Source organism: Domibacillus sp. 8LH, assembly GCF_038806185.1.
Lineage (GTDB): Bacteria > Bacillota > Bacilli > Bacillales > Domibacillaceae > Domibacillus > Domibacillus indicus_A.
The window spans coordinates 39547-64500 of the sequence record NZ_JAVJNG010000020.1 but is presented as its reverse complement, the minus strand read 5'-3'; the positions used below and the strand labels follow the sequence as shown (position 1 = coordinate 64500).

The window sequence follows — 24954 nt, the reverse complement described above, 5'->3', positions numbered from 1 at the left end:
ACAATGAAAGAGCAAACGGATGAGTTTATTGTGGAAGCGTATAAAAAAGCAGTGAAACTGGATTTGGATCGCGATTTTCTCTTGTTGCTCGAAGAAGAGCTTGAGCGCAGAGAGTTAGATATACATAGAGAAAAAGTGTGTTGAAAAAGGGTATCTCATGAGGAGACACCCTTTTTTATTTGTCCGCATTTCCGCTCCATCCTTTTCGTATGCCATGTATGACCTAAAAAGCTTTCTTTGTATTCTTCTACAAAGGAAAAACCGTTCGTCTCGTAAAATCGCTCCCCAGACACGTTGCCGCTTTCTACCTCAGCAGTTATAGTGCAGGGTTTGGCTAAATGATTGATCATTTCATCCAGCAGCCGTATGCCGATCCCTTGCCTCTGGACATCCGGATGAAGATAGATCGCCTGCAAACTGGCACTTGGTCCTTCTTGCACGGCGTTTGCAAATCCAACCACCTGCCCGCCGCATTCCGCCACAAAAAACAAGCTCTGGAATCGCTCCTTAATCTGGTTTACCGCATAAGCACGATCCAAAAAAGCATCCTGCACAGGCCGTGGAATGATCTTTTCATATGTATTATGCCAGGCAGCCCGTGCGACAGCCTGGACGGCCGGAATATCTTCGTTGTGTGCCGGGCGGACGAGCGGAAAATCAGCCCGGTACACAACGTTTAACAAGCAGGGCTGTCCTTCTTTTTCTTCAAGCGCTGCATGTACGTCCGGATAATCCGCTTCGACGTTCCATGTAACAAACGGCAGTTTTTTTTGTGCGGCCTGTGACCGTTTGTTCACAAGACGCGCACCGATAAAAACGCGGTTAAGGCCCAGTTCTGCAAAAGCTGTCTGCAAAATAGCGCATTTAGAAGCCTTGTTATAGCTCTGTCCCCAATATTCATGTCCAATCCATGTGCCGAGACTGCATGAGCCGCTTTCCCGGTCAATGAACATTAAAGTTGTAATGCCGATTAGTTCACCATTCTCATTGATTATCGCCCGTGACACTGTTTTTCCTTCCAGCTCTTCCGCCATCACTGCCTGCAAAAAGTCAATCGTGTCATGGACTGTATTTACTTGCAGGCCAAGCGCTTCCTTTATCTCGGGCGCAGAAGTCAGCGTGAAAATTCGGTCTGCATTCGTTAAGCTGTGTGGCTGCAAGGTGATTTTTTTCATTCACTCCACACCTCCTTCAATGTTTGGCGGAACAAATCGTTTAACCGTTCTGTTGGATTCTCTGACGGCTGCTTGAGGGACGCAGCACGGCTTCGAAGCTCTTCTATCTCCCGTTCAAGAAATGCGTCTATGAGGGTGATGCCAGATCCACCGTTTCCCTCTTCACCCGCAGTTTTTCGTGCGGCAAGCTGCTGGATGGCTGTCATTAGGGCTTTATCTTTGATCAGCGTGTCTAGCAGGGAACCGAGCGGAAAAGGAGGGATAGTCTGCCGCTCAGCAATCCACTTAGCTGCGAGCACCGGGCGCAGGATATAAAAATATTGTTTAAGTTTGCTGTTTTCTTTTTTGTGCACAGCCCGGTAGTTGCTGGCTGCCATGTTCATGTAATGATGCATACAGGAAACCGGTGAAAACACGCTGCCGCTCATTTGTCTCATCTGCCCGGCGGTTTGGTACGGTTCTTCATATACAATATCGGAGAACAGCCATTCCAAAAGCAGCGGATTGGATTTACGAAACAGCTTAAGTGTCTTGGTCAGGTCCCAGCCGCTTATATCAAGCTCATCATGAATCGGGCGTTCAATTACGTCACGTTTTTTTCCGACACCTACAGGGTCAATACTGAGATACACTTCTGGGCGGTGTATATAAAAAAAGCGAACATCCCAGTCGCTGTTCGGAGATGGAAACCCCCATGCACGGCTCCCTGATTCACAGGCGTATAGTACCTTCACATCGTATTCCTGTTCAATGCTCCGTAATGCTGCCAAAATCTCCTTTTCCATCCTTTTACACCTCCGTTTGCGGTAGTGTACTCGCTTTTTGGACTATTGTAAACCTCAAGACGGGGTAAAGACGTAAAAAAAAAGAGGAAAAAAGATGATTGTCATTACACATGTAGGGTTTGCGGTGCCAGATTTGGAGAAAGCGGTTGATTGGTATGAGAAGACCCTCGGATTTGTAATCATTACCGGGCTGTATTTCTTTGATGCGTCGGAAGAAGAAAAGCCTAATATGACACAGGATCTACAGGGGCAGCACATAAAGAGGGTGAAAAATGCCCACTTAACAGCCGGAAATGGGGTAGGGCTGGAGCTGTTCGAATTTATGGAGCCGAGGATGGAACGAAGAGAACCGGAAAGATACCACACCGGATTTTTTCATCTTTGTCTGATAGTAGATGATGTGGATGCGGCCGCCGAATGAATTGAAGAGGGGGGAGGGAAGCGGATCAGCCAAAAGTGGAACACCCGCCCCGGCAAGCCGTACTTTCTACAGTACTGCCAGGACCCCTTTGGCAACACCATTGAGCTGTACAGCCATAGTACGGAATTGATGTATGGAAACCAGGATTAACAAAAAGCGCTTGTGCCAATGAGGCATAGGCGTTTTTCTCTTACAAAAAACCGTTTCTTTTCACCGTTCTTTCACCAACGCGGTTTACACTTCAGAATATCGAAAGAAGAAAATGGAGTGTGAAGAGAATGAAGAAACGGTTTGATCCGTGGCTCGCGGTGATTTTAGCGCTGTCAGCGATATTGAATTTTTATAACATAGGGGCATCAGGATCCAACTCGTATTATACGGCGGCTGTAAAAAGCATGACGACCAATTGGAAGTCGTTTTTCTACGCGTCATTGGACTCAGGCAATTTTATTACGGTGGATAAGCCGCCGGTCGCTCTTTGGGTTCAAGCGATCAGCGCGAAAATTTTTGGCGTGAGTGACTGGAGCGTGCTGCTTCCGGAAGCGATCGCCGGTGTATTATCCGTTTTTGTTTTATATACGATTGTCAAACCCGTATTTGGTATGAAAACCGCACGCTGGGCCGGGCTTGTGCTGGCGGTAACGCCAATCTTCGTTGCGGTAACACGGACGAACAATACAGATGCGATGCTGATTTTAACACTGCTTTTTGCTGTATGGGCGCTCATGAAGTCGGTTCAGCAAAAAAAAATCAGCTGGCTGCTCCTTTCCATGGTGTTGATTGGGATCGGCTTTAACATTAAAATGCTGCAGGCGTACATGGTTGTACCGGCTTTTTATCTTTTTTATTTAATCGCTGCGCAGCACAACTGGAAAAAACGAATTGTTCACTTGGTTATGGCAACAGTCGTTTTATTGGGTGTTTCTGTTTCCTATGCGACAGCGGTACAGCTGACGCCGGAAGAGAACCGTCCCTATATCGGTGGAAGCCAGACAAACTCAGTGCTGGAGCTGGCATTTGGCTATAACGGGATTCAGCGGCTGACCGGGGACCAATCAAAAAGCGGCGGTACCGATGATAAATCGGGCAGCTTACTGAATAACAACTCTTCCCAAGGAGCCGGCGGTGAAGATATTGGCGAAGCAGGTGTTCTGCGTTTGTTCTCAGATTCGATGTCTGGACAGTCGAGCTGGCTGCTTCCATTTGTCTTGTTCGGCTTAATCGGAATAGCGGTGTCGATCAAGCGCCAAAGAGCACTTACGATGCAGCATAAATTCGCTATCTTCTGGCTGGCATGGCTGCTGCCAATGATGGGCTTTTTTAGCATCGCAAGCTTTTACCACCGCTACTATTTAAGCATGATGGGACCGGCTGTTGCGGCTTTAACAGCTGTTGGCGGCGCGGTGCTGTGGGGACTGTACAAAGAGAAAAAGAACTGGAGCCGCCTGCTGTTTCCGATAGCGCTGCTGGTCACATTCGCTTTTGAAGCATACGTACTTTATCAAAATATTGACTCGATTCAGCCGTGGCTGATCGGCGGAGTGCTGGCTCTCGGATTGATTGTCTGTATCCTGCTGATTATCACGACAAAATATGTCCATCATGTCCGGACAGCAGCGATGCTGGGGCTGCTTTTAATGCCAGCTTACTGGGCGGTCATACCCGTTATGGCGGGTACGACAAACAGCATTATGCCAACCGCTGGACCTGCTACAGCAGGCGGACCGGGCGGTGGCGGTGTATTCGCTGACCGAGGTGTGGCGATGGCAGCAGATGGTGAACGTCGAGAGATGCCGGAAGGAATGGAAATGCCTCAAGATGGTGAAATGCCAGCTGGAATGGAGCGTCCTGACGGGACAGATGAAAACAGTTCGGACGGCCGCGGCGGCGGTGGTATGGGCGGAGAGATGAGCGAAGAGCTGATCAGCTACCTGGAAGAAAATAATACAGGCGAAACCTACTTAGTTGCAGTGCAAAATGCCAATTCTGCTGCCAGCATCATTTTGAATACGGACTACACAGCCTTGGCTATGGGAGGATTTGGCGGCTCCGATCCGGCTATGACGGTTGAAAAACTGGAAGAAATGACAGCCAGCGGAGAAGTGAAATTTTTTATGACATCAGGCGGCGGACCGGGAGGCAGCCAAAATAGTGAAGTAACCGAATGGATTCAGGAGCATTGCAAGGAAGTCACATCTGATGACTGGAGCGGTTTATATGTTTATGAAGGAGCGTGAGGATATGAAATACTCCATTATTATCCCAGTGTACAATGAAGAATTAGTGATCCGTGAAACGTACAGCCGCCTTAAAGCGGTGATGGATCAGGCAGACGGTTCGTATGAGCTGCTGTTTGTGAACGACGGCAGCCAGGATGCGACCATTGATATTTTAAAAGAGATTGCGGTGCAGGACCGCCATGTAAAATATCTTGATTTCTCTCGTAATTTCGGACACCAGATTGCGATTACAGCCGGCATGGATCATGCTGCCGGCTCCGCGATCGTGGTTATAGATGCTGATTTACAGGACCCGCCGGAGCTCATTCTAGACATGATTGAGAAATGGAAAGAAGGCTATGACGTTGTGTACGCCAAGCGGACAAAACGCAAAGGAGAGACCTTTTTCAAAAAACAAACCGCGAAAATGTTTTATCGGCTGCTGCGGGCGTCTACCGATATCGATATTCCGCTCGATACCGGCGATTTCCGCCTGCTCGACCGGAAAGTATGCGACCAGCTGAAGAGCATGAAAGAACAAAGCCGCTTTGTCCGCGGTCTTGTCAGCTGGGTTGGCTTTAAACAAACCGCGATTGAATATGAACGGGACGAACGGCTGGCCGGCGAAACAAAATACCCGCTCAAAAAAATGCTGAAGTTTTCAATGGACGGCATCACCTCGTTTTCTTATAAACCGCTGAAGCTGGCAAGCCTGCTTGGCGTCATGCTGTCAGCAGCAAGCTCACTGGCTATTTTGATCGTCTTGTATCAGCGCTTGTTTACAGACACAACGACTCCAGGATGGTCATCCTTACTGCTGACAATGCTGTTTTTCAACGGTGTCATCCTGATTATGCTGGGCGTCATTGGAGAATATATCGGCCGCATTTACGACGAAGCAAAAAACCGGCCGTTATATATTTTGCGTGACAGCCGTCAATCCGAACATGAAAGCGACGTTGTGACCCGCTATGCGAAATTTAAATGAAGTGATGAAATTTGGGATTGTAGGCGTGTTAAATACAGCGATCGATATGCTCATTTTTTTCACGCTTTGGTCGGTTGGTGTGCCGTACTTGTTAGCACAAGTATTATCCTACAGTGCAGGCACGCTCAACAGTTTCGTCTGGAACCGGTCATGGACATTTAAAGCAAGCGGGCGAATACATATAGAGGAAATAACAAAGTTTATCCTTCTAAATGTGATTGCTCTTTGTATGTCGACGTTTCTGCTATCCCTTTTAAGCGGGCAGCCGCTTTTTATTAGTAAAACCATCGCCACACTCAGCGGCTTGTCCGTCACGTTTTTCGGCAGCCGTTTCTGGGTGTTCAGGCAGCAAAGGAGAAAATCAATATGACCATTAAAAAAGCCGTCATTCCAGCAGCAGGACTTGGAACAAGATTTTTGCCTGCTACGAAAGCACAGCCAAAAGAAATGCTGCCGGTTGTTGATAAGCCGGCCATTCAATATATTGTGGAAGAAGCAGTTGCCTCGGGCATCGAAAGCATTATTATTGTGACAGGGCGCAACAAAAGATCGATTGAGGATCATTTTGACCGCTCGATTGAATTGGAACAAACATTAGAGGAAAAAGGGAAGAATGAGATACTGGCAGAACTGCAGGGGATTTCGAATCTAGCTTCCATTCATTATATCCGGCAAAGAGAGCCTTTGGGTCTGGGACACGCTGTTCTTTCCGCCCGTCAATTTATCGGCGATGAACCGTTTGCAGTACTTTTAGGAGATGACTTAATGATGTCTAAAAAGCCGGCGCTTCGCCAGCTGATGGATGTGCACGAAAAGGTGGAGACCGATGTTGTCGGCGTACAGCATGTTGCGCCGGAGGATGTATCAAAATACGGTATTATCGACCCCCGTTCCTGCACAGGTTCTGTGTACGAACTGGCTGATCTGGTGGAAAAACCATCTGTTGACGAAGCGCCGTCGATGATTGCGGTTATGGGACGTTATGTGCTCAATCCATCTATTTTTCCTGTTTTAGAATCTTTAGAGCGTGGTACAGGAGGAGAGATTCAGCTGACGGATGCACTTCGGAAACAGTGTGCTGCTTCCCCGATTCATGCCGTTTTACTTGAGGGGCAGCGTTATGATATCGGCGACAAGTTCGGTTATCTGCGTGCCGGCATTGAAATGGCGCTCAGCCGGCCGGAAATGCGCGGCCAGGTGCTTGCTTATTTGGACGGGCTTCACGGAAGAATGGCGGTTCAGTAATGAAACCACTCTTTAAAAAGGACGTTTATACCTCATCAGACCGGGAACAGTCATAACAAAGGAGTGATATTTCATGGACCATCCAAAAGAATTAACAAACAAGCAAAAGGAAAACATGAAAGAAGCCCAGAAACAAGAAGCGCAAAAAACGGCTGATAAAAACCGTATGCCTGATGACCAAAATCGTTTAAAAGACACAGAGACGCGTCTTCCGTAAAAGAACGTCTGACCGAAAATGATCCCCTAGTGTAAGGGGATCGTTTTTTCATGCTGTGGGCTTTTTTATGATAAAGCAAGAATCGCCTGATAACAGGCTGCCGCCGGATGGTAGTCAGCTTTAGGGGCAACGCTTTTTTCTCCTTCGTACCGCTCATTTTGTTCATTCAGCAGCGTATACCAGCCGCCGTGTGTATGATCGATAAAATACTCCGAAGCATAAGCAAACAACTGGCGATAATGGTCCCAATATGGATCATGACCGGTTTTTGCGCCTAAAAGAGCGGCAGCGGCGAGGGCTTCAGAAATCACCCAGTAATTTTTATCGGTATCAATCACTTCACGCTCCGGGGAAAGAGAGTAGTAAATACCACCGTGCTCAGCGTCGTGTCCATATCCCCAGCCGTTTCGGTACAGGTCTTCTGCCGTCTCAAGCATCCAGGATTCTGAACGGTGACGATCCAGCCAGAGAAGCAACTTACTCCATTCAAGCTGATGGCCGAGAATGAAGCCGTACGGCCGGAATTCGTCTTTTGTGTTACCTTGGTTGTATACCCAGTCCGGCTGCCAGTCTGGTGTGTAATGCTCCCAGATCATGCCGCCGCCCTTTGTCCGCAGTTCTATGGGCACCTTTTTTGCCAGCAGGTATGCCCGGTCAAGATACTTGTTTTCCCCAGTTGCTTCAAATGCTGTCAGCATGGCTTCACACATATGCATATTGGCATTTTGCCCGCGGTACGCAGCCAGTACAGACCAGGAAGCATCCCATTCATCGCGGTATAAGCCATGCTTCTCGTCCCAAAAGCGCTGCTCCGTTACCTCGTCAACAATCTCGAGCAATTCTTTGGCGCCTGGGACACCGGCTTGATGGGCGATTGAAGCGGCCAGCAGCACAAAAGCATGACCATAGGCCATTTTTGTATCATCTTGTACATGAGTGCCGTCGAGCTCAAAAAAGAAGCCGCCATTTTCTTTATCCTGGTGGTGCTCAGTCAAAAAGCGAATGCCGTGTTCCGCCGCATCCCGGCACCAGTCCGGTCCGTCTGTCAGTATGCCGATGCTGAAAAGGTAAACAAACCGGCTTGTGCCGACAAGGTGCTTTGTTTGGCTGTCTGTCACTGTCCCGTCATCGGAAAAGCCGCTCCGATAGCCGCCGTTTTTTTGGTCGATACAGGCAGGGTAATAAAAACAAAGGATATCGTGAATGTGTGAGACGAGTGTGCTTTTTTGGGTAAAATCCATTCATTTCCCTTCTTTCTATCAGATTTTACTGAAAGAGTACCCCCCGCTTCCGTTTCGTTAAGGGCGCAGCCCAGAAATAAGCGGTGGGGTGAATGTCAGTTTTGCGAAGCAAACGTTTTTAGTTCCGTCTTGTTTTTGGTATAATTTGTATTATAGCTGCTAAACGAGGTGAGTAGAATGCTGGTTAACAAAGCCTATCGCTTTCGCCTATATCCAACCAAAAAACAAGAAGTGTTGATTGCGAAAACCATCGGCTGCTCGCGTTTTGTGTTCAACCGCTTCCTTTCCGTATGGAACGAAACCTATCAAACAACTGGAAAAGGCTTATCGTACAGTGCCTGTTCTTCCCAGCTTACACAGCTAAAGAAAGAATTAAGTTGGCTGCAAGAAGTTGATTCACATTCCCTGCAATCATCCTTGAAACATCTTGCAGACTCATTTGACCGTTTCCTCAAGAAGCAAAGCGCTGCTCCACGATTTAAGAGTAAGAAAAATAAGGTTCAGTCTTACACGACGAATATTGAAAAAAAGAATCAGCTTCCAGAGGTAAGTATTGCAGGCAATCGCATGAAACTGCCTAAGCTGGGCTGGGTTCGTTTTGCGAACAGCCGTGACGTGCAAGGCCGTATTTTAAATGCAACGGTACGGAAAAGCCCTTCCGGAAAGTACTTCGTTTCTTTGCTTGTTGAAACAGAGGTGAAAGACCTGCCCAAAACAGATTCCACCGTTGGGATTGATGTTGGCTTAAAAGACTTTGCCATTCTCTCGAATGGGAAAGTGTACAAAAATCCAAAGTTCTTTAGAGTGTTAGAAGAGAAGCTGGCCAAAGCACAGCGCATTCTTTCCCGTCGTCAGCGCCTGGCGATTCAACAAAAAAAACCTTTATCAGAAGCGAAAAATGTACAAAAACAGCGTATCAAAGTGGCACGTATTCATGAACAGATTGCGAACGCACGGACTGATTACCTGCAGAAAATCACGACCGAGATCATCAAAAACCACGATGTCATCGGGATTGAGGACCTGAAAGTATCAAACATGCTGAAGAACCGTACATTATCTAAAGCAATCAGCGAAGTTTCCTGGTCGGAATTCCGCACGATGCTGGAATATAAAGCAAAATGGTACGGCAAGAAGGTGATCGTTGTTGATCCTCGTCCCACTTCCCAAAAGTGCCATTCATGCGGGCATACAGCGAAAGAAAACCGTCAAACACAAGCGGCATTTATTTGTGTCTCCTGTGGTCATTCTGAAAATGCGGACATTAATGCTTCCCGGAATATCCGTAATTTAGCTATTGTTTAGTCACACAATTTGATTTTCTGCAGGAGACTTGCTGCGAAGTCGTTTGTACTGCCAACCGTCGGAGTGACGGGTGTAGCCTAATGAATTAGGGGCCGATGGGTTCCTGTACTTAGGAATCTCCCATGTTCAAACGAACGTAGTGAGTAACTGAGGGTAATTCAAGTAAAGTAAAAGGGCAGAAAAGCGGACTGCCTTTCTGCCTGGAATGATCAAGAAGACATTGCCATGCCGCCATTGATATGAATACATTGTCCGGTAATATAAGCCCCTTCATCAGATGCAAGCAGCACATATGCGCCTGCATGGTCTGCCGGCTGTCCAGGACGCCCGAGCGGGGTATTTGTTCCAAATTCGGCGACTTTCTCACCTTCAAATGTGGCCGGAATAAGCGGTGTCCAAATGGGGCCAGGCGCCACCATATTCACACGGATGCCTTTTGACGCCAGGTTTTGCGCCAGGCTGCGTGTAAAGCCGACGATCGCCCCTTTTGTTGCTGTGTAATCCATTAAGGTCGGGTTGCCGATATAAGGGTTAATAGAAGTGGTGGAAATAATGGCGCTGCCTTGTTTTAAATGCGGCACCGCGTGCTTGCTCATAAAAAAGACGGAGTACATATTGGTACGGAACGTTTTATCCCACTGTTCTTCAGTAATGTCTTCAATGTTTTGCGTTGGAAACTGAATCGCCGCATTATTTACGAGAATATCAAGTTTGCCCAGCTCGCTCACCGTTTTCTCTACGAGCTCCTTGCATGTATCTTCTTTTGAAACGTCGCCAGGGAGCAGGAGACAGCGTACACCTTCTGCTTCAATAAGCTGCTTTGTTTCTTCCGCGTCGCTATGTTCCTCAAGGTAGTTGACCGCCACATGAGCACCTTCTTTAGCATAGGCAATAGCAACAGCACGGCCAATTCCGCTGTCACCGCCTGTAATCAGCGCTACACGGTCTTTTAGCTTGCCGCTGCCTATGTAGTTAGTCGGCTGAATCGGACGGGGCTCCATTTGAGATTCAATTCCTGGCTGCTTGGACTGTGACTGCGCCGGCTGGCCGTTTTTCTGCTGTTCATAAATGTTCATCTGGATCTCCTCCTTTTTTTTATACACAATAGTACCTTAACCTTTCCAGAAGATGGCTAAACGTATTCTTGCAGTTGTCTGTTTTAAAAGGGTGATTCTGGCATGAAAAGGATTCGGTTTGATACAATAAAGAAAAGGCATGGCTTAAACTGAAAAAGGGAAGGAAGAACCACATGAATTGGAGCGAAGTCATTTCGTGGATAAAGTCGATTGCCTTGGCGGTGATCATTGCAGGTACTGTACGCTACTTTTTATTTTCAAGTATTGTCGTACACGGAGAATCCATGGCACCGACATTTGAGAACGATGATAAAGTCATTATTACCAAAACAACGAAGATCGATCGGTTTGATCAAATCGTATTTGATGCGCCGGATGCGGATGAACATTATATTAAGCGGGTTATCGGAGTACCGGGAGATTCGATTGAGGTGAAAAATGACGTGCTGTACGTGAATGGAAAAGCAACAGAGGAGCCGTATTTAGATGAAAACCGGGACGGGCTGATGCCCGGTGAAAAGCTGATGGGTGACTTTACTTTAAAGGAAAAAACCGGGTATGACCGGGTTCCGGACGGATACTTATTTGTAATGGGCGATAACCGCCGAGTGAGCAAAGACAGCCGCGCGTTCGGGCTGATCCCGGAGAACAGTGTGAACGGAGAAGTGCAGCTGCGGTTTTACCCATTGTCCTCAATCCAGACTTATTAAAAAAGCAGTCTCGGTAAAGAGACTGCTTCAGAGTGTAGACAAAGTTAGAAGCAGGCTGATTGAAAACGCCTGCTCTTCCAGGAACGCAGCTGGATGGGAAGCGGAGTGACCTTTTTAGGGTCATGAGCATTCACAGCCGGCAAGTGACGCCGAAAGCGGGCGTTTGCGGGCAGCCTGAAGCAGTCTCGATAAAGAGACTGCTTTTTTATTAAACGGTAAAGCGTCGGGTCATCTCTTGAAGATGGGTTGCCATTTCCGCTAAAGAACGGGCAGAAGCAGCGATTTCCTCCATAGAGGCCATCTGCTCCTCGGATGCCGCCGAGACATTTTCCGTGCTGGCAGCAGCTTCTTCTGAGATAGAATGAATTTGATCCATGCTTGCAACAACTTGCTCAGTGCCGGCAGCCATTTGCTGGACAGCGGCGGATACCTCCTGGATTTGACCGGTTACGTCGCCGATTGCAGAAGTAATATCTGCAAACGAGCCACCCGCATTATGCACCACATCAATACCGCCCTGTACTTCAGCTGTGGCTGATTTCATCGCTTCGACAGCTTGGGCGGTTTCTGCTTGAATAGCGGAAATCAGCTCGGAAATTTGGCCAGCTGACCGGGCAGATTCTTCAGCAAGCTTACGAACTTCATCCGCTACCACCGCAAATCCGCGGCCTTGTTCGCCGGCCCGTGCCGCTTCAATCGCTGCATTCAGCGCAAGCAGATTCGTTTGGGCAGCAATCGCTGTAATGGAGTCAATAATCTGGCCAATTTCGTTTGAACGGCGGCCGAGTCCTTGAATCACACCAGAAAGCCCGTCGAATGTTGTATTGATGGATCCCATTTGGTTAACGGCCTGGCGGATCGACGCGTTTCCGGCAGTCGCACGTTCAATCGCCCCGGCAGCTGTTTCGGAGACAGAGTGTGCATTGCGCGCGATTTGCTGAACGCCGTCTGCCAGTTCGTTCATCGTTGCCGTTGTGTCAGACACTTGACGCAGCTGGCTGTCCGACCCGCTTGCCATTTCTTCCATTGTGTTTGCGATCAATTCAGTCGCACGCGTCGTTTCCTCTGAATTCGCATTGAGCTCCTCGGAAGAAGCCGCAACCTGCTCCGCCGTTTCAGCGACCTGCCGAATCACATCACGCAATCCGCTCGTCATGTCGTTGAATGACGCAGTCAGCTGGCCGAGCTCGTCACGAGAAGCATACGTTCCGGCAGCAGTTAAATCTCCTTTTTGAGCCTGGCTCATTAATTCCTGAATGATACGAATAGGGTGGGTGATCATCCGGGAAATCAAAATCGCAAGTCCTACGAAAAGAAGAATGGAAAGAAGAGAAGCGATTAAAATAATCGCGTTCGCTTTTTGGGCGCTTTCCTGGTTTTCATTGTTTAATACAGCCGCCGTGTCTCGATTATAATTGCTTAATTGAGTGCCAAGCTCTGTCATTTTTGCACGTGCAGGTTCTACTTCTGCTAAGTACTGCTCGTAGGCCTCTTTATTTTTATTTTGTCCAGCGAGAATTTGAGCATCGAGTGCTTTTTCACTGAACGTTTTAAATTCTTCTACAAACGGCTCAGCCATTTCGAGTTCTTTCGGATCGGATTTGCTGGCGTTCAAGTAGTCTTCCATGAGCTTGTTATTTTCATCGATCAAGTTTTCCGTTTTCTCGCGGAGCTCCTGATTCATGTTTGAATCAGTAGAGATCATTAATTCCAGTGTATAAGCCGTGATGGCCCGGTTGTTCGTTCGGATTTGGCCGATGTTTTGAATGGAAACCAGTTTATCTTCATACATCTCCTTCGACTTTTCGGCTGTCTGATTCAAAAAGAAATAGCTGGTACCGCCGATCATCAGCAAAAAAAGAACAGCCGTTATGATTAAAACGAGCATTTTTTGGCCAATTTTTAAATATTTCATAGGTATAACCTCCTGGTTTTTGTCGTATTATGTCGATATCTTGCTATGTATTTCGGCAAAAAATGATAAATATTTAGCTCTTTTGGCCAGCTTTTTGGGGGAAATGATAAATATTTTATTTAATTTTAAAAGCGGGGCTGCAAATGATATACTACGGTCATCTAAAAAGAAAAGAGGCGTACCATGCTTACATTTGAAGAAAAAAAAGCGATTCTTGCGACATTTCCACAGCTGACAGTGAAAGATGTGTCTTTAAAGCGTGTTAATTACCATTTTGAGGAAAGTTTGTATGAAAAAACGGTGGTCGTGTATCACCTGCATCCTAATGGGAATGGATTTGTTTTTGTCGGCGACTTGCCGGGGTATGAAGCTGATTCAAAAGGGCTTATCAATATTCGGGACTTTTCAGAAAGTGAACTCCGGGCAGCGGTATCGGATTCGATCCGGTATTTGTCAGATAAACCAGAAGACGAAGCCATTGAGCAGGAGGAGCTTGTGAAAGAAACGGAATGGAAAAACCATGAAGGACAAGTGCTGGTGCTTGCAAATGAAGATGAGCTGTGGAATGTGTACACAGGTTTAAATTTGGAAGAAAGCTTTGAATCGTTTAAAGAAGCAGAGCGTTATTTGCTGGAAGAAGGATTCCGGCCGCAATCGAAGTAAGAAAAGCCCTGGCATTCCCTGCCAGGGCTTTTCTTATGAAACGATCCGTTACCCAAGTTTGTAATAGTTTTTCACAGCCTGCATAAACTCGTGGAGGCTGGGTTCTTCGGTTAGATTGGCAAGCATACCGCGCAGCACAGCGGGCCGCGGACTGCTGCTTTGGAGTTCCTGTTCGATCACATCAAGCGAAACGAGGATGTCATCAGACCAGTTTTCCTGCTTTAAATCAGATAGCCAAAGAACGAAAAGATCGTCGTTCAAGTGATGCTTAAACAAATTTTCCATGATTTGCGAGTCGATCACAGGCGGCTTGGCGCGGCGCTTGAGCCCGGCCTGCAGATCATCGGCACTATCTAATAAAAACTCCGCAAATGAATGGACGTCCAGCTCTACTCCATCTACAAGTGTCATATGCAAAAACGCATGCTGGATGCCTTGAAGTGCAGCGGACAAGTCCCAAAAGTACGGTTCAATCTCGCGTCCATACATACCGATCAGCCGGTTTCGATAAAGTTGATGCGTCTCCGTACGCATTTTGAAAATAAACGCTTCGATATCGTCATTGAATGGAATTGCATTTTCGCGTGCTTGCATGATAAGAAACTCTTTATGTTGTTGAATCTCACGCATTTGGCATTCAATTTGTTTTACAAACTTTTCGCGCGGCGGCAAGTCTTCAGATTCAATCGTCTTGATTTTAGCTGATAACAAATCAAAGTAATAATGCAGAACCGCTAACAGCAATGCTTCTTTGGATTTAAAGTGAAGATAAAAAGCACCTTTTGATATGTCGCAGGCGGTGGCGATTTCTTGTATGGAAGTGGCAGCAAAGCCTTTCTGGGCAAATAGTTTAAGGGATTCTTCGATAATTCGTTGTTCTTTCTCAGTCATAGACGTTCACCTCTACTTCTATTATGACCCACAAGTCACTGTTTTGAAACCGGAAATTATTTGACGATTGACCGACTAGTCATATATATTGAAAAGAGAACTGACCGGTTGGTCATAAAGGAGAGGAAACATGAACGCGTTAATTAACTTCGTCTTAAAAAACAAATTTGCCGTCTGGCTGATGACCATCATCATAACCGCGGCTGGTTTGTATGCCGGGCTTTCTATGAAGCTTGAGACGATTCCTAATATCACGCCGCCAATTGTGACAGTAACAACGGTCTATCCGGGAGCGACGCCGGAAGAAGTGGCGGAAAGTGTGTCAGAACCCATTGAAAAGCAGCTTCAAAACTTAGGAGGCGTAAAAGTCGTCAGCTCGACTTCCTATCAAAACGCTTCCTCTGTCCAAGTAGAATACAGCTTCTCAACGGATATGGAAAAAGCGGAACAGGAAGCAAAAGAAGCACTTGAGGACCTGGATTTTCCAGAAAACGTGCAGGAGCCTGACGTATCGCGTTTAAGTATTAATGCATTTCCGGTCATGGCACTCAGTCTTTCAGACCAAAACCTGTCTCTGGAAGAGCTGACAACACTTGTAGAAGAGGAGGTTGTGCCGGAAATTGAAGGCACTGAAGGTGTGGCATCCGTTCAAATATCCGGCCAGCAGGTGGAGGAAGCAACCGTTGTGTTTGATCAGGCAAAGCTTGCCCAGCTGAAGCTGGATGAAGACACAGTGACGAAAATGATTCAAGGAGCTGACATTCAAGCACCGCTTGGCTTATTTGAATTTGGCAGCACGGAAAAGTCTGTGATGGTTGATGGCAATATTACAACGCTTGAAGACTTGCAGAACCTTCCAATCGGTCCGGTCAAGCTGTCGGATATCGCTGAGGTGAAATTAACCGGAAAAGCCGAATCGATTTCCCGGACAAACGGCCAGGAATCAATTGGCTTGCAAATTGTAAAAGCAGCCGATGCGAATACAGTGGACGTTGTCAATGCAGTAAAAGAAAAAGTAGATGAGTTTGAAAGTGATATGGACGGCCTGACGATTACTTCTACTTTTGACCAAGGCGGTCCAATTGAAGAATCTGTGAAAACAATGCTGAACAAAGCGCTGTTCGGTGCTCTTTTTGCGGTTATTATTATCATGCTGTTTTTGCGTGATGTACGCTCGACGGTTATCTCGGTTATTTCGATTCCACTGTCGATTTTAATTGCGTTAATTTTACTGAAACAAATGGACATTACGTTAAACGTTATGACCCTTGGAGCGATGACAGTTGCCATTGGGCGCGTAATTGATGATTCGATCGTGGTTGTGGAAAACATTTATCGGCGCCTGTCGCTTCAGGATGAGACGCTGCGCGGAAAAGAACTGATCCGTGAAGCAACAAAAGAAATGTTCGTGCCGATTATGTCTTCTACTATTGTAACCATTGCGGTGTTCCTGCCGCTTGGGCTGGTAGAAGGTACGGTAGGCGAATTGTTTCTTCCATTTGCGCTGACGGTTGTGTTCGCGCTGCTTGCCTCGCTCCTGGTAGCTGTCACCATTGTGCCAATGCTCGCCCATACACTGTTTAAACGCGGCGTTAAGGCAAAAGCACACGAAGAAAAGCCAGGACGGCTTGCTGCGGGTTACCGTTCTGTGCTGAAATGGACCTTAAATCATAAAATCATTACATTTTTAACGGCAGTTGTGCTCCTGATCGGCAGCTTTTTCTTAGTGCCGAAGATCGGCGTCAGCTTCCTGCCGAGTGAAGAAGAGAAAATGGTTATTGTCACGTACGCCCCGGAGCCGGGACAGACGATGGAGGAAGTAGCGGATATTGCGGCTGATGCGGAGCGCTACTTTATGGATATCGACGATGTAGAGACGGTTCAGTATTCAGTCGGAAGTGAAAATCCGATGAACCCGGGCCAATCGAACAGCGCCATGTTTTATGTGATGTATAACGAAGAGACAAAAGATTTCACACAGAAAAAAGAAGACGCGCTCAAAGATTTGCAAGACTCTGTTTCTAAAGGAGAATGGGCGTCGCAGGACTTCTCGGCCAGCGCCGGAAGTAATGAAGTCGCCGTTAATATTTACGGCGAAGAGCTGGAAGACATCGAGCCGGTTGTGGCAGATGTAGAAGAGATGATGAAAGATAGCGGTGATTTTAAAAAGGTGGAAACGGGTCTTGCAGACGCCTATGAAGAATACACGCTCGTTGCCGATCCAGAAAAAATGGCGGCAGCAGGCCTGACTGCCGGTCAAATCGCTATGGAGCTGAACCCGGTGCGGGAACGCCCAATTTTAACGACGATTGAAAGGGATGGGGAAGACGTCAATGTTTATATTGATGTGCCTGCGCAGTCATATGAATCTATTGACGATATCACGAACCGTTCTGTTTCAGCAATGAACGGCCAGCCGGTGAAAATCGGCAGTGTAATGACGGTAGAAGAAGGAGAAACATCGGATACGGTTTCCCGCCGTAATGGGAAAGTTTTTGTGGATGTGAACGGAGAGCTGAAAGGCGACGATGTATCTACGGCATCCAATTCACTGCAGGAAAAACTCGATAAACTTGATTTGCCTGCAGGTGTAAATGTAGAAATGGGCGGTGTAACGCAGGATATTAATGAGTCGTTTACGCAGCTTGGCCTTGCTATGCTGGCGGCGATCGCGATTGTATATCTTGTACTCGTCCTTACATTTGGCGGCGGTCTCGCGCCATTCGCGATTTTATTCTCGCTGCCGTTTGCTATTATCGGTGCGCTGGTGGCGCTCTTGATTGCTGGCGAAACAATCAGTATTTCATCTATGATTGGTGCGCTTATGCTGATTGGCATTGTAGTAACGAATGCAATCGTGCTGATTGACCGAGTGATTCATAAAGAACGCGAAGGCTTAACGACGCGTGAAGCGCTGCTCGAAGCAGGATCAACACGTCTGCGTCCTATTTTAATGACAGCGCTGGCGACGATTGGTGCTCTGTTTCCGCTTGCGCTCGGTCTCGAAGGAGGAGGCTTGATTTCAAAAGGCCTCGGTGTAACTGTAATCGGCGGCTTGACAAGTTCAACTTTGCTGACACTTGTTATTGTGCCGATTGTATATGAAGTTCTATCCAAATGGATGAAAAAAAGAGTGTAAAAAAAGCAGCTTCCTAATCAGGAAGCTGCTTTTTTATACACTGGTCACGGAAAGTAAAAAACACCTGCAGTTGTTACACTGCGGGTGTTTTGGCAGGTGGTTAACGATGGTCTTTCGCATGACCAATATGGTTTTGCACATCGCCTTTTAATTTATCGGCTTTTCCCTCTGCCTGCATTTTTGCGTTGTCTGTTGCATTCCCTACCTGGTCTTTTACTTCACCTTTTGCTTTGTTTACGGCGCCTTTTAATTTGTCGCCAAGTCCATTGTTGTCATGTGCCATGATGAAAACATCTCCTTTTTGATACGTCTAGTAGATGTTTACCCGGGCTGCATAGTCTTAAACAAGGTCATCGTCCGTTTCAACAACAGCATACTGATCATCCGCTTTTTCGGAAAACCGGTTATAACGAGCTTTAAATAAGCCAAACATATACTGAACAATGACTTTCAGAAGCGCATAAGTCGGCAGGCCGATCAACACACCGACTACGCCGTACAGGTGGGCAGCCGTCAGTAGAACGAAAATAATGGTGACCGGGTGAATTTGCAGCGATTTGCCCATAATTTGCGGAGAAATAAATTTGCCTTCTAAAAGCTGAACAACTGTCCATACTAAGGCAAGCTTTACCACCATAAACGGTGACGTCACGATGGCAATAATAATCGCGGGTGTAATAGCAATGACCGGTCCGAGGTATGGCACGACGCTTGTTACGCTGGCAATAGCCGCAAGCAGCAGCGCATAATCAAGGCCGATAATGAGAAAGCCGATATACATCATAATTCCAATGCAAAGACTCACCAGCATTTGTCCTTGAATATATGAGCGAAGCTGTTCATCCATTTCAATCAGCATCGCCCCGGTACGACCGCGCATTCTTGGCGGTAGTACATGAAGGAAGCCGTTATAAAGCTTATGGCCGTCTTTTAGCAGGTAAAACAAAATAAACGGCACAGTTACGAGCGAGACAATGAAATTAGTGAGTGTAGCGATCACATTCGTAATACTGTCAAGCGTATGCCCGGCAAAATCGGAAAAATTCTGCGTAATGGATCCTAGAAACTGTTCAGCGTTCGTCTGCATATTTTTAGAGATTTCCATATATTGTGCTTCAAAGGGTGAGTTGCGTGCCCACATATCGATATCCATGCCGAGCTGCCGGGCGTAGCTTGGGAATGAAGCAATCAGCGCTTCAGTCTGATCCCGCAAAAAAGGCAGGATAGTCACCAGTAAAATGGTAATCAGGCCAGACAGCGCCACGAAAACAATTAAAATTCCCCAGCCGCGCTGTATTTTATAGCGCTGCAGCAGATTCACAAGCGGGCTTAATAAGTAGTAGCCAACAATGGATAAAATAACGGGGAGGGCAACGGTGCCTATAAACCCGAAAATTGGTTCGAAAATAAAGGAAACTCGGGAATATACCATAATAGTAAGCCCAAGCAAAAGCACAAGGCTTAAGACGAATAGGGCTGTGCGTCCGCCTAAAAAACGGACGAGCGGGGATTGTTCATTCATTCAGGTCCACTCCTCTGGCAAATCACAAGGGCGAACGAAGCTGCCTTTGATTCCTTCTATTATACAATAAGAAGAAAAAAAACACGCATTTGCCGCTTTTCTGAAAACACTATTTTTAAAGGAACTGCCAGTTTTTCTCTTATAATGAAGAAAAAAAGGGGGAGCTGCTTTATGCACATTTTGCTTATACTGGCGGGTTCCGTACTGATTGCCATCGCGTATAATTTCTTTTTAATCCCACACGAGATTTTAAGCAGCGGATTAAGCGGAGTAGCGATCATGCTTGGCATTATTACGCCACTGAATACCGGATTGTTAAACTTTTTATTAAACCTTCCGCTGCTCATACTCGGGGTAGTCAAGCTTGGAAAGAAATTTATTGCGTATACGATTTTATCAGTTGTATCGCTGTCTTTATTTCTTTATTGGATTCCCATCACGCAGCTGTCCACTGAGCCGATCCTCTCTTCTTTATTCGGCGGCGTGCTAACGGGTGCGGGAGTCGGCCTGACTTTCCGTGCGTCTGCTTCATCCGGCGGTTTTGATATTATCGCGATGCTGCTGGCACGCAAGCGGGACTTCCCGCTCGGCACACTGCTGTCCATCATGAATGCAATTGTGATTGTTGCCGCGGGCTTTCTGTTCAGCTGGGATGCTGCCCTCAGCACCTTGATTGCCATTTACGCAACAGGCAAAGTGGTCGATACGATTCACACGAAGCACATTAAGCTCACGCTGCATATCGTAACCTCAAAAGGCGATGAGCTCTGTGCGAAAATGCTGAAAAACCTGTACCGCGGCATTACCGTCACGGAAGCAAAAGGTGCATATTCCGGCGAAAGCCGCTCCGTCTTAATGACCGTCATTACCCGTTATCAATTAAATGAAGTGAAACAGATGATTCAAGAAGTCGACCCGCACGCGTTCGTAAACATTACGCAGACGGTTGAAGTGATGGGGCTGTTTCATCGGGAATAAAAAAACCGATCCGCTTTTGCGGATCGGTTTTTTATATTGTTCTTTTCATGTAATAAAAGCACGAACAAGATCATGGAGTAAAAATTTTTCCTATCTGATCAAATTCTGTCCAGCCTTCTTTCGGTGGAGTGTAATTCATTCTCCTGCTGATTGTCCTTCCGATAGCAAAAATGAGCAGAAGAGTAGTTATATTGATCAATGCCATTACTTTCGTTCTATATTTTTCTTACCTTGATAAATGTCCTTATGTTGGTTTGTTTTAGTGATTGAAGTTATTCGCACGCTCCAGCAGGAACACGCCGTTTTGGGACGGTATAGAAAAAAGCTTTACCTGACCGTTTTCTTCACTGTAAAACTCGTAGTGAGTTTCTGGTTCCTTTTTTCGCACCACTGTAACACGATACCGCCAGGATGTTCCGTTTGACATCCAGTCATCAACGACTTTAATGGATAAAAGGTCATCTTCACTCCAGCCTTGGCTTTTTTCTAAATAAGCGAGCACTTCCTGTTTCACTTGTTTTTCTTTGAATAGGTGAGGGCCCCACAAATAGAAAGCAGGATAAGCGGCCAACAGAAATAAAACAATCCATTTTGTCATATTCAGCACTCCAGTCTGCTTTTTTACTGCTTACATCGGTACAACGCCTGTCCTTAGAACCACGGGCAAAAATAAAAAACAAAAAGCCAGACTGTTTAACATAATGCTGATACGTGCAGCCTGTCCTCTTTTTCCTAAAAGAGCACAAAGAATACCGAGCAATGGAAACAGCCCCATTAAAAAAATGGAAAATTCACCGAACGTATAGAAAAACATATCAGTCATCATAAGAAAAGGAATAGAAAAATAAACAAATAAGCAGATAATAGAAAAGAAAATATAATATTTTTTCATTAAAAACTCTCCTTTAGTGTAAAAATACACTAAAGGAGAGTTTTTGTAAATGGATATTTTTAAAATCAATTTCAATCGTATGAAAAAGCCTGCCCGGTTTAAAACGGGCAGGCTTCACGATTACAAAATCTCGGTTACTTCACGGTCGATCAAGCTGGCACTTTTGGCAGCGGTGAATAAGCCGGTTGAGGCCATAAAAACGCCGGATGCGATAATCGCGTTCATCGCCTGCGCAACGGCTGCCGTATCCACCGGTTCAACCGGTGTATCGATCGTGAGGCTGGACGTGCCGCCTCCGGCAGTAGTGAATTGAAGCTGTAGGGTTTTAGCCATACAGTATTCCTCCTTTTTTAGTTAATAGTCGAAGTATCGTTTCGCTCAATGGATACGAGCGGCCGTGCAGACAGCCCGGCAATCGCTGCAGCGGCAGCATTAAACTGATCAGGTGTGACATCTGTTTTTACGTTTGAATATGTTTTTGTTTGGAACAGCTGCTTGCCATTTTCATCTACGCCATTGTCAAACGTAAGGCGCAGTGATGATTTCGTTAAAGTTGCTTGTGCCATTGTTTTCCCCTCCTTTCACCCTTTATGTACAAGGAAGAAAGGAAAATCGATACCCTTATTTTAGAAAAGGCGGGATGTGTGCGAGACAGATATAATATCTAAACAAAAAGCCATCCCCCAAAAAGGGGGATGGCCGCTGTCAGGCATTGATGTCACGCGCTAAGATGGAATTAATTTTTAAGAGCTCTTCATCAGAAAAGTGAAGATTTTCGAGTGCTTTTACGTTTTCTTCGATCTGGCTTACTTTGCTTGCGCCAATCAGGGCTGAAGTGACACGACCGTTCCGCAGCACCCAGGCAAGAGCCATCTGGGCAAGCGACTGGCCGCGTTCCGCAGCCATGTCGTTTAAAGCACGGATTTGTGCCCGGACTTCATCGGTAATCCGCTCTTTCTCCAGAAATCCGGTATTTTTAGCGGCACGAGAATTGTCAGGTACGTCGTGAATATATTTATTTGTCAGCAGTCCCTGCGCCAATGGACAAAAAGCAATCGAACCAATGCCATGTTCATCCAGCACATCCTGCAGGCCGTCTTCTATCCAGCGCTCGAACATCGAATAAGACGGCTGGTGAATGAGAATTGGTGTGCCAAGTTCCTTGGCAATGCTTGCTGCTTCGGCTGTCTGTTCAGCAGAATAACTCGAAATTCCGACATACAAAGCTTTTCCCTGGCGGACAAATAAATCCAGCGCCCCGATGGTTTCTTCTAAAGGCGTATTCGGATCTGGGCGGTGAGAATAAAAAATATCCACATAGTCGAGATTCATCCGTTTCAAGCTTTGATCCAGGCTGGCAGTTAAATATTTTTTTGACCCCCATTCACCGTAAGGGCCTTCCCACATATAATAACCGGCTTTGGTAGAGACAATGATTTCGTCGCGGTACGGAGCAAAATCACTGAGCATGATTTTTCCAAACATAGCTTCAGCGGAGCCTGGCGGCGGTCCATAGTTGTTGGCAAGATCAAAATGAGTAATGCCGAGATCAAACGCCCGGCGCAGCATTGCCCGGCCATTTTCAAATGTATCAACACCGCCGAAGTTGTGCCAGAGGCCCAGTGAAATGGCGGGGAGAAGAAGACCTGATTTTCCACTTCGGCGGTACTGCATGCTGCCTTTGTAACGGTCAGGATTTGCCAGGTAACGATCGGAGTTGGTTAGGTAGCTCATGTAAAAGTCTCCTTTGTCTCATAGTCTTCTTTCAGTGTAACGCTTTCATTTCTCACTGAAAAGTAGTGAAATTTTTAAAAGGTAATATGGTATGGTATAGGTACTATCAAAAAGATAGTAAGGGGGATGGATATGAGTAAAGAAGAATTGGTTATTGAATGTTCGATTGAACGGGCACTCGATATCATTGGATCCAAATGGTCTTTTTTAATCCTGCGGGAATTGTTCTGTGGAACGAGACGGTTTGGAGAACTTGAACGCGCTGTCCAGGGGATCAGTCCAAAATCTCTGTCCGATACGCTTCGCCGTCTAGAAGTGAATGACATTGTCGTGCGGACCGTGTATCCGACCGTACCACTTCGCGTCGAGTATACGTTAACCGAAAAAGGGCAGGATTTTCATAAGATTATTAAAGAAATGAAGCTGTGGGGCGCGAAGTGGGGATGAGAGAACCAGAAACATATAAACAGGGCCGGACTACTTGTTATGAAGACCGAAAAACTACTTTTTCCGGCCTGGCTATGCAGGAATCCGGCCGTTGCCATGAAAAGCAGCCTCCTTTAGAAAGGAGAGCTGCTTTTTCTTTTATTCTTTCATTTTATCAGGCAGATTTTGAATAGACTGAATGACGCCATCAAGCTTCGTTTCAATCCGGTACAAAAGGTAAAAAGTCACCGCGATTGGAAAGCCGACGTCCTGGATAAGCGGCAGTATCGTCTCCATCAAACCATCCTCCTTTCTAATGGTTATATACAGGGAATACGCTCAATTCGAAACCCCGTTTGAAAAAAACACTGTGAACGGAACCGTTCACAGTATTACAGATTCATAGATTGTAGTGCGGGCGCGTCCCTTGCGCTTTGACGTATAAAAAAGAGTTTCATCTGCTTTTCGTATTAAAAGAGACGGGTGGTCGCCAGGCTGAGGCGTAAGAGCGGCGCCTCCAATACTAACCGTAATCACTTTGTTTTTATGGTCTTCATGCGGAATGCCAAGACGTTCAACTGCCAGGCGGATTTGTTCGGCAAGTTTGAAACTCCTCACCGGTACGCCGGGCGGCAAAATAACGGCCAGTTCTTCGCCGCCATAGCGTGCAGCGGCAGCCCTGACTTCTTTTGCGATCTCATCTACTACTCTTGCTACATGCTGCAGCGCTCTGTCACCGGCATCATGCCCGTATCGGTCGTTGTATTTTTTTAAAAAGTCAATATTGAGCAGAAGAAGAGAAATCGGCTCTTTCAGTTCAAACGCTTTTTTCCATGACAGGGCCAGCATATCATCAAAAAAGCGGCGGTTGCCAATGCCGGTTAAGCTGTCACTGAATGACAAACGCCGCCGCTGCTCATTGGTCCGGCGCATTTCTTCTTCTGCCTGCTCTTTTTGAAGGTCACGTGCCATATCGTTATAAGCACCGCAAAGCTCGCTGAATTCTTTGGACGCATTTACGAATACCCGATCATCAATTCGGCGGCTGTAATGGCCTTTTCGCAAAATGGTGGTTCCTTCGAGCAGAGCTTGAATCGGCTCGGTGATCCGGCCGATCAACCAGCGTATAAAAAATACGAAATAACAAAAACAACCAGTAAAATAATGCTATAAAAGAAATCGCACACCAAATTGAGGAGGTTTCTTCTGAAGAAATTGCTGCTTCGGTAGCAGATTCTGCATAGATAGCTGCCCAGTCGGCAGACAGCACAAAACATGTACAGGCTATTGCGGTTGAACAAAGCAGCTTAACCGAGCACATGTCGGGTTCCATTCAATCTCTTGTCCATATAGCGAAAGAACTTGATGGACTGTTACATAAGTTTAAACTTAAAAAAACAAGCGGCACTTCA

At 46.4% G+C, this 24954-nt stretch carries 28 protein-coding genes; 13 read left to right on the top strand and 15 right to left on the bottom strand.

From position 1 onward, the window contains the following. The first annotated feature begins 3 nt into the window (after positions 1 to 3). Entirely contained in the window at positions 4 to 144 is a 141-nt protein-coding gene (gene sda, locus RG959_RS18365; protein ID WP_342798368.1) for a sporulation histidine kinase inhibitor Sda, read from the top strand. An 11-nt stretch (positions 145 to 155) separates the two neighbouring features. On the opposite strand, the gene RG959_RS18360 is transcribed toward sda, so the two are convergent. Next, positions 156 to 1175 (bottom strand): GNAT family N-acetyltransferase, encoded by a 1020-nt coding sequence (locus tag RG959_RS18360; RefSeq protein ID WP_342798367.1) that lies wholly within the window; start codon positions 1173 to 1175, stop codon positions 156 to 158. Continuing rightward, positions 1172 to 1960: a nucleotidyltransferase domain-containing protein gene (locus RG959_RS18355; protein WP_342798366.1), complete on the bottom strand. Its 789-nt coding sequence runs from the start codon at positions 1958 to 1960 to the stop codon at positions 1172 to 1174. The genes RG959_RS18360 and RG959_RS18355 overlap by 4 nt, the downstream gene beginning before the upstream one ends. A 94-nt stretch (positions 1961 to 2054) precedes the next feature. Here RG959_RS18355 and RG959_RS18350 point away from each other — a divergent pair, with 94 nt between their 5' ends. From RG959_RS18350 to RG959_RS18325, 6 genes are all read left to right on the top strand, one after another. Then, positions 2055 to 2381 (top strand): VOC family protein, encoded by a 327-nt coding sequence (locus RG959_RS18350; RefSeq protein WP_342798365.1) that lies wholly within the window; start codon positions 2055 to 2057, stop codon positions 2379 to 2381. Between the two features lie 278 nt (positions 2382 to 2659). Next, positions 2660 to 4618 (top strand): glycosyltransferase family 39 protein, encoded by a 1959-nt coding sequence (locus tag RG959_RS18345; RefSeq protein WP_342798364.1) that lies wholly within the window; start codon positions 2660 to 2662, stop codon positions 4616 to 4618. Further along, positions 4581 to 5588 (top strand): glycosyltransferase family 2 protein, encoded by a 1008-nt coding sequence (locus tag RG959_RS18340; protein ID WP_342798363.1) that lies wholly within the window; start codon positions 4581 to 4583, stop codon positions 5586 to 5588. The genes RG959_RS18345 and RG959_RS18340 overlap by 38 nt, the downstream gene beginning before the upstream one ends. Further along, complete coding sequence (locus RG959_RS18335) at positions 5572 to 5958, top strand: GtrA family protein (RefSeq protein ID WP_342798362.1); 387 nt, start codon at positions 5572 to 5574, stop codon at positions 5956 to 5958. Before RG959_RS18340 ends, RG959_RS18335 begins: the two co-directional genes overlap by 17 nt. Further along, entirely contained in the window at positions 5955 to 6833 is an 879-nt protein-coding gene (galU, locus tag RG959_RS18330; protein ID WP_483298904.1) for a UTP--glucose-1-phosphate uridylyltransferase GalU, read from the top strand. Before RG959_RS18335 ends, galU begins: the two co-directional genes overlap by 4 nt. A gap of 73 nt (positions 6834 to 6906) precedes the next feature. Further along, the gene (locus RG959_RS18325) at positions 6907 to 7050 is read left to right on the top strand and encodes a hypothetical protein (RefSeq protein ID WP_309088472.1); all 144 of its coding nucleotides are present in this window, start codon (positions 6907 to 6909) and stop codon (positions 7048 to 7050) included. A 65-nt stretch (positions 7051 to 7115) separates the two neighbouring features. Here RG959_RS18325 and RG959_RS18320 read toward each other — a convergent pair whose 3' ends face one another. Continuing rightward, positions 7116 to 8291: an AGE family epimerase/isomerase gene (locus RG959_RS18320; RefSeq protein ID WP_342798361.1), complete on the bottom strand. Its 1176-nt coding sequence runs from the start codon at positions 8289 to 8291 to the stop codon at positions 7116 to 7118. 177 nt (positions 8292 to 8468) lie between these two features. On the opposite strand from RG959_RS18320, the gene tnpB reads away from it, so the two are divergent. After that, positions 8469 to 9596 (top strand): IS200/IS605 family element RNA-guided endonuclease TnpB, encoded by a 1128-nt coding sequence (gene tnpB, locus RG959_RS18315; RefSeq protein ID WP_342798360.1) that lies wholly within the window; start codon positions 8469 to 8471, stop codon positions 9594 to 9596. 209 nt (positions 9597 to 9805) lie between these two features. Here tnpB and RG959_RS18310 read toward each other — a convergent pair whose 3' ends face one another. Further along, positions 9806 to 10672: an SDR family oxidoreductase gene (locus RG959_RS18310; RefSeq protein ID WP_342798359.1), complete on the bottom strand. Its 867-nt coding sequence runs from the start codon at positions 10670 to 10672 to the stop codon at positions 9806 to 9808. Between the two features lie 173 nt (positions 10673 to 10845). On the opposite strand from RG959_RS18310, the gene lepB reads away from it, so the two are divergent. After that, positions 10846 to 11382, top strand: a complete 537-nt coding sequence (lepB, locus tag RG959_RS18305) for a signal peptidase I (protein ID WP_342798358.1) — start codon at positions 10846 to 10848, stop codon at positions 11380 to 11382. 208 nt (positions 11383 to 11590) lie between these two features. Here lepB and RG959_RS18300 read toward each other — a convergent pair whose 3' ends face one another. Next, positions 11591 to 13297 carry a methyl-accepting chemotaxis protein gene (locus RG959_RS18300; protein WP_342798357.1) on the bottom strand — a complete coding sequence of 569 codons (1707 nt, stop codon included), beginning with the start codon at positions 13295 to 13297 and terminating at the stop codon, positions 11591 to 11593. A gap of 183 nt (positions 13298 to 13480) precedes the next feature. Between RG959_RS18300 and RG959_RS18295 the strand changes: the two genes are divergently transcribed. Further along, positions 13481 to 13960: a hypothetical protein gene (locus tag RG959_RS18295; protein WP_342798356.1), complete on the top strand. Its 480-nt coding sequence runs from the start codon at positions 13481 to 13483 to the stop codon at positions 13958 to 13960. Between the two features lie 48 nt (positions 13961 to 14008). Here RG959_RS18295 and RG959_RS18290 read toward each other — a convergent pair whose 3' ends face one another. After that, on the bottom strand, positions 14009 to 14851 hold the full coding sequence (locus RG959_RS18290; RefSeq protein WP_342798355.1) for a TetR/AcrR family transcriptional regulator: 843 nt from the start codon (positions 14849 to 14851) through the stop codon (positions 14009 to 14011). Positions 14852 to 14981: 130 nt separating this feature from the next. Between RG959_RS18290 and RG959_RS18285 the strand changes: the two genes are divergently transcribed. Continuing rightward, positions 14982 to 17990 (top strand): efflux RND transporter permease subunit, encoded by a 3009-nt coding sequence (locus tag RG959_RS18285; RefSeq protein ID WP_342798354.1) that lies wholly within the window; start codon positions 14982 to 14984, stop codon positions 17988 to 17990. Positions 17991 to 18090: 100 nt separating this feature from the next. Here RG959_RS18285 and RG959_RS18280 read toward each other — a convergent pair whose 3' ends face one another. Together RG959_RS18280 and RG959_RS18275 are read right to left on the bottom strand one after the other, a co-directional pair. Next, positions 18091 to 18273 carry a CsbD family protein gene (locus tag RG959_RS18280; RefSeq protein WP_251269912.1) on the bottom strand — a complete coding sequence of 61 codons (183 nt, stop codon included), beginning with the start codon at positions 18271 to 18273 and terminating at the stop codon, positions 18091 to 18093. A 57-nt stretch (positions 18274 to 18330) separates the two neighbouring features. Next, positions 18331 to 19512, bottom strand: a complete 1182-nt coding sequence (locus RG959_RS18275) for an AI-2E family transporter (RefSeq protein WP_309088491.1) — start codon at positions 19510 to 19512, stop codon at positions 18331 to 18333. 171 nt (positions 19513 to 19683) lie between these two features. On the opposite strand from RG959_RS18275, the gene RG959_RS18270 reads away from it, so the two are divergent. After that, positions 19684 to 20490 carry a YitT family protein gene (locus RG959_RS18270; RefSeq protein WP_251269910.1) on the top strand — a complete coding sequence of 269 codons (807 nt, stop codon included), beginning with the start codon at positions 19684 to 19686 and terminating at the stop codon, positions 20488 to 20490. 259 nt (positions 20491 to 20749) lie between these two features. Here RG959_RS18270 and RG959_RS18265 read toward each other — a convergent pair whose 3' ends face one another. The 5 genes from RG959_RS18265 to mgrA form a co-directional block, all read right to left on the bottom strand. Next, entirely contained in the window at positions 20750 to 21088 is a 339-nt protein-coding gene (locus RG959_RS18265; protein WP_342798353.1) for a DUF3139 domain-containing protein, read from the bottom strand. 30 nt (positions 21089 to 21118) lie between these two features. Continuing rightward, the gene (locus RG959_RS18260; protein WP_342798352.1) at positions 21119 to 21382 is read right to left on the bottom strand and encodes a hypothetical protein; all 264 of its coding nucleotides are present in this window, start codon (positions 21380 to 21382) and stop codon (positions 21119 to 21121) included. Between the two features lie 120 nt (positions 21383 to 21502). Then, complete coding sequence (locus tag RG959_RS18255) at positions 21503 to 21715, bottom strand: DUF2922 domain-containing protein (protein ID WP_342798351.1); 213 nt, start codon at positions 21713 to 21715, stop codon at positions 21503 to 21505. A 17-nt stretch (positions 21716 to 21732) separates the two neighbouring features. Next, complete coding sequence (locus RG959_RS18250) at positions 21733 to 21948, bottom strand: DUF1659 domain-containing protein (RefSeq protein ID WP_251269906.1); 216 nt, start codon at positions 21946 to 21948, stop codon at positions 21733 to 21735. 139 nt (positions 21949 to 22087) lie between these two features. After that, positions 22088 to 23116, bottom strand: coding sequence for an L-glyceraldehyde 3-phosphate reductase (gene mgrA, locus RG959_RS18245; protein WP_342798350.1), 1029 nt, complete (start codon positions 23114 to 23116; stop codon positions 22088 to 22090). 132 nt (positions 23117 to 23248) lie between these two features. Here mgrA and RG959_RS18240 point away from each other — a divergent pair, with 132 nt between their 5' ends. Then, positions 23249 to 23563, top strand: coding sequence for a winged helix-turn-helix transcriptional regulator (locus RG959_RS18240; protein ID WP_342798349.1), 315 nt, complete (start codon positions 23249 to 23251; stop codon positions 23561 to 23563). A 138-nt stretch (positions 23564 to 23701) separates the two neighbouring features. Here RG959_RS18240 and RG959_RS18235 read toward each other — a convergent pair whose 3' ends face one another. After that, complete coding sequence (locus RG959_RS18235; protein WP_242231721.1) at positions 23702 to 23839, bottom strand: YvrJ family protein; 138 nt, start codon at positions 23837 to 23839, stop codon at positions 23702 to 23704. An 87-nt stretch (positions 23840 to 23926) separates the two neighbouring features. Then, on the bottom strand, positions 23927 to 24661 hold the full coding sequence (locus RG959_RS18230) for a GGDEF domain-containing protein (protein WP_342798348.1): 735 nt from the start codon (positions 24659 to 24661) through the stop codon (positions 23927 to 23929). Between the last annotated feature and the right edge of the window lie 293 nt (positions 24662 to 24954).

Bases quoted from the DNA above. Each gene is read 5' to 3' on its own strand.
- sda (WP_342798368.1), top strand. From the start codon at position 4: ATGAAAGAGCAAACGGATGAGTTTATTGTGGAAGCGTATAAAAAAGCA.
- RG959_RS18360 (WP_342798367.1), bottom strand. From the start codon at position 1,175: ATGAAAAAAATCACCTTGCAGCCACACAGCTTAACGAATGCAGACCGA.
- RG959_RS18355 (WP_342798366.1), bottom strand. From the start codon at position 1,960: ATGGAAAAGGAGATTTTGGCAGCATTACGGAGCATTGAACAGGAATAC.
- RG959_RS18350 (WP_342798365.1), top strand. From the start codon at position 2,055: ATGATTGTCATTACACATGTAGGGTTTGCGGTGCCAGATTTGGAGAAA.
- RG959_RS18345 (WP_342798364.1), top strand. From the start codon at position 2,660: ATGAAGAAACGGTTTGATCCGTGGCTCGCGGTGATTTTAGCGCTGTCA.
- RG959_RS18340 (WP_342798363.1), top strand. From the start codon at position 4,581: ATGACTGGAGCGGTTTATATGTTTATGAAGGAGCGTGAGGATATGAAA.
- RG959_RS18335 (WP_342798362.1), top strand. From the start codon at position 5,572: ATGCGAAATTTAAATGAAGTGATGAAATTTGGGATTGTAGGCGTGTTA.
- galU (WP_483298904.1), top strand. From the start codon at position 5,955: ATGACCATTAAAAAAGCCGTCATTCCAGCAGCAGGACTTGGAACAAGA.
- RG959_RS18325 (WP_309088472.1), top strand. From the start codon at position 6,907: ATGGACCATCCAAAAGAATTAACAAACAAGCAAAAGGAAAACATGAAA.
- RG959_RS18320 (WP_342798361.1), bottom strand. From the start codon at position 8,291: ATGGATTTTACCCAAAAAAGCACACTCGTCTCACACATTCACGATATC.
- tnpB (WP_342798360.1), top strand. From the start codon at position 8,469: ATGCTGGTTAACAAAGCCTATCGCTTTCGCCTATATCCAACCAAAAAA.
- RG959_RS18310 (WP_342798359.1), bottom strand. From the start codon at position 10,672: ATGAACATTTATGAACAGCAGAAAAACGGCCAGCCGGCGCAGTCACAG.
- lepB (WP_342798358.1), top strand. From the start codon at position 10,846: ATGAATTGGAGCGAAGTCATTTCGTGGATAAAGTCGATTGCCTTGGCG.
- RG959_RS18300 (WP_342798357.1), bottom strand. From the start codon at position 13,297: ATGAAATATTTAAAAATTGGCCAAAAAATGCTCGTTTTAATCATAACG.
- RG959_RS18295 (WP_342798356.1), top strand. From the start codon at position 13,481: ATGCTTACATTTGAAGAAAAAAAAGCGATTCTTGCGACATTTCCACAG.
- RG959_RS18290 (WP_342798355.1), bottom strand. From the start codon at position 14,851: ATGACTGAGAAAGAACAACGAATTATCGAAGAATCCCTTAAACTATTT.
- RG959_RS18285 (WP_342798354.1), top strand. From the start codon at position 14,982: ATGAACGCGTTAATTAACTTCGTCTTAAAAAACAAATTTGCCGTCTGG.
- RG959_RS18280 (WP_251269912.1), bottom strand. From the start codon at position 18,273: ATGGCACATGACAACAATGGACTTGGCGACAAATTAAAAGGCGCCGTA.
- RG959_RS18275 (WP_309088491.1), bottom strand. From the start codon at position 19,512: ATGAATGAACAATCCCCGCTCGTCCGTTTTTTAGGCGGACGCACAGCC.
- RG959_RS18270 (WP_251269910.1), top strand. From the start codon at position 19,684: ATGCACATTTTGCTTATACTGGCGGGTTCCGTACTGATTGCCATCGCG.
- RG959_RS18265 (WP_342798353.1), bottom strand. From the start codon at position 21,088: ATGACAAAATGGATTGTTTTATTTCTGTTGGCCGCTTATCCTGCTTTC.
- RG959_RS18260 (WP_342798352.1), bottom strand. From the start codon at position 21,382: ATGAAAAAATATTATATTTTCTTTTCTATTATCTGCTTATTTGTTTAT.
- RG959_RS18255 (WP_342798351.1), bottom strand. From the start codon at position 21,715: ATGGCTAAAACCCTACAGCTTCAATTCACTACTGCCGGAGGCGGCACG.
- RG959_RS18250 (WP_251269906.1), bottom strand. From the start codon at position 21,948: ATGGCACAAGCAACTTTAACGAAATCATCACTGCGCCTTACGTTTGAC.
- mgrA (WP_342798350.1), bottom strand. From the start codon at position 23,116: ATGAGCTACCTAACCAACTCCGATCGTTACCTGGCAAATCCTGACCGT.
- RG959_RS18240 (WP_342798349.1), top strand. From the start codon at position 23,249: ATGAGTAAAGAAGAATTGGTTATTGAATGTTCGATTGAACGGGCACTC.
- RG959_RS18235 (WP_242231721.1), bottom strand. From the start codon at position 23,839: ATGGAGACGATACTGCCGCTTATCCAGGACGTCGGCTTTCCAATCGCG.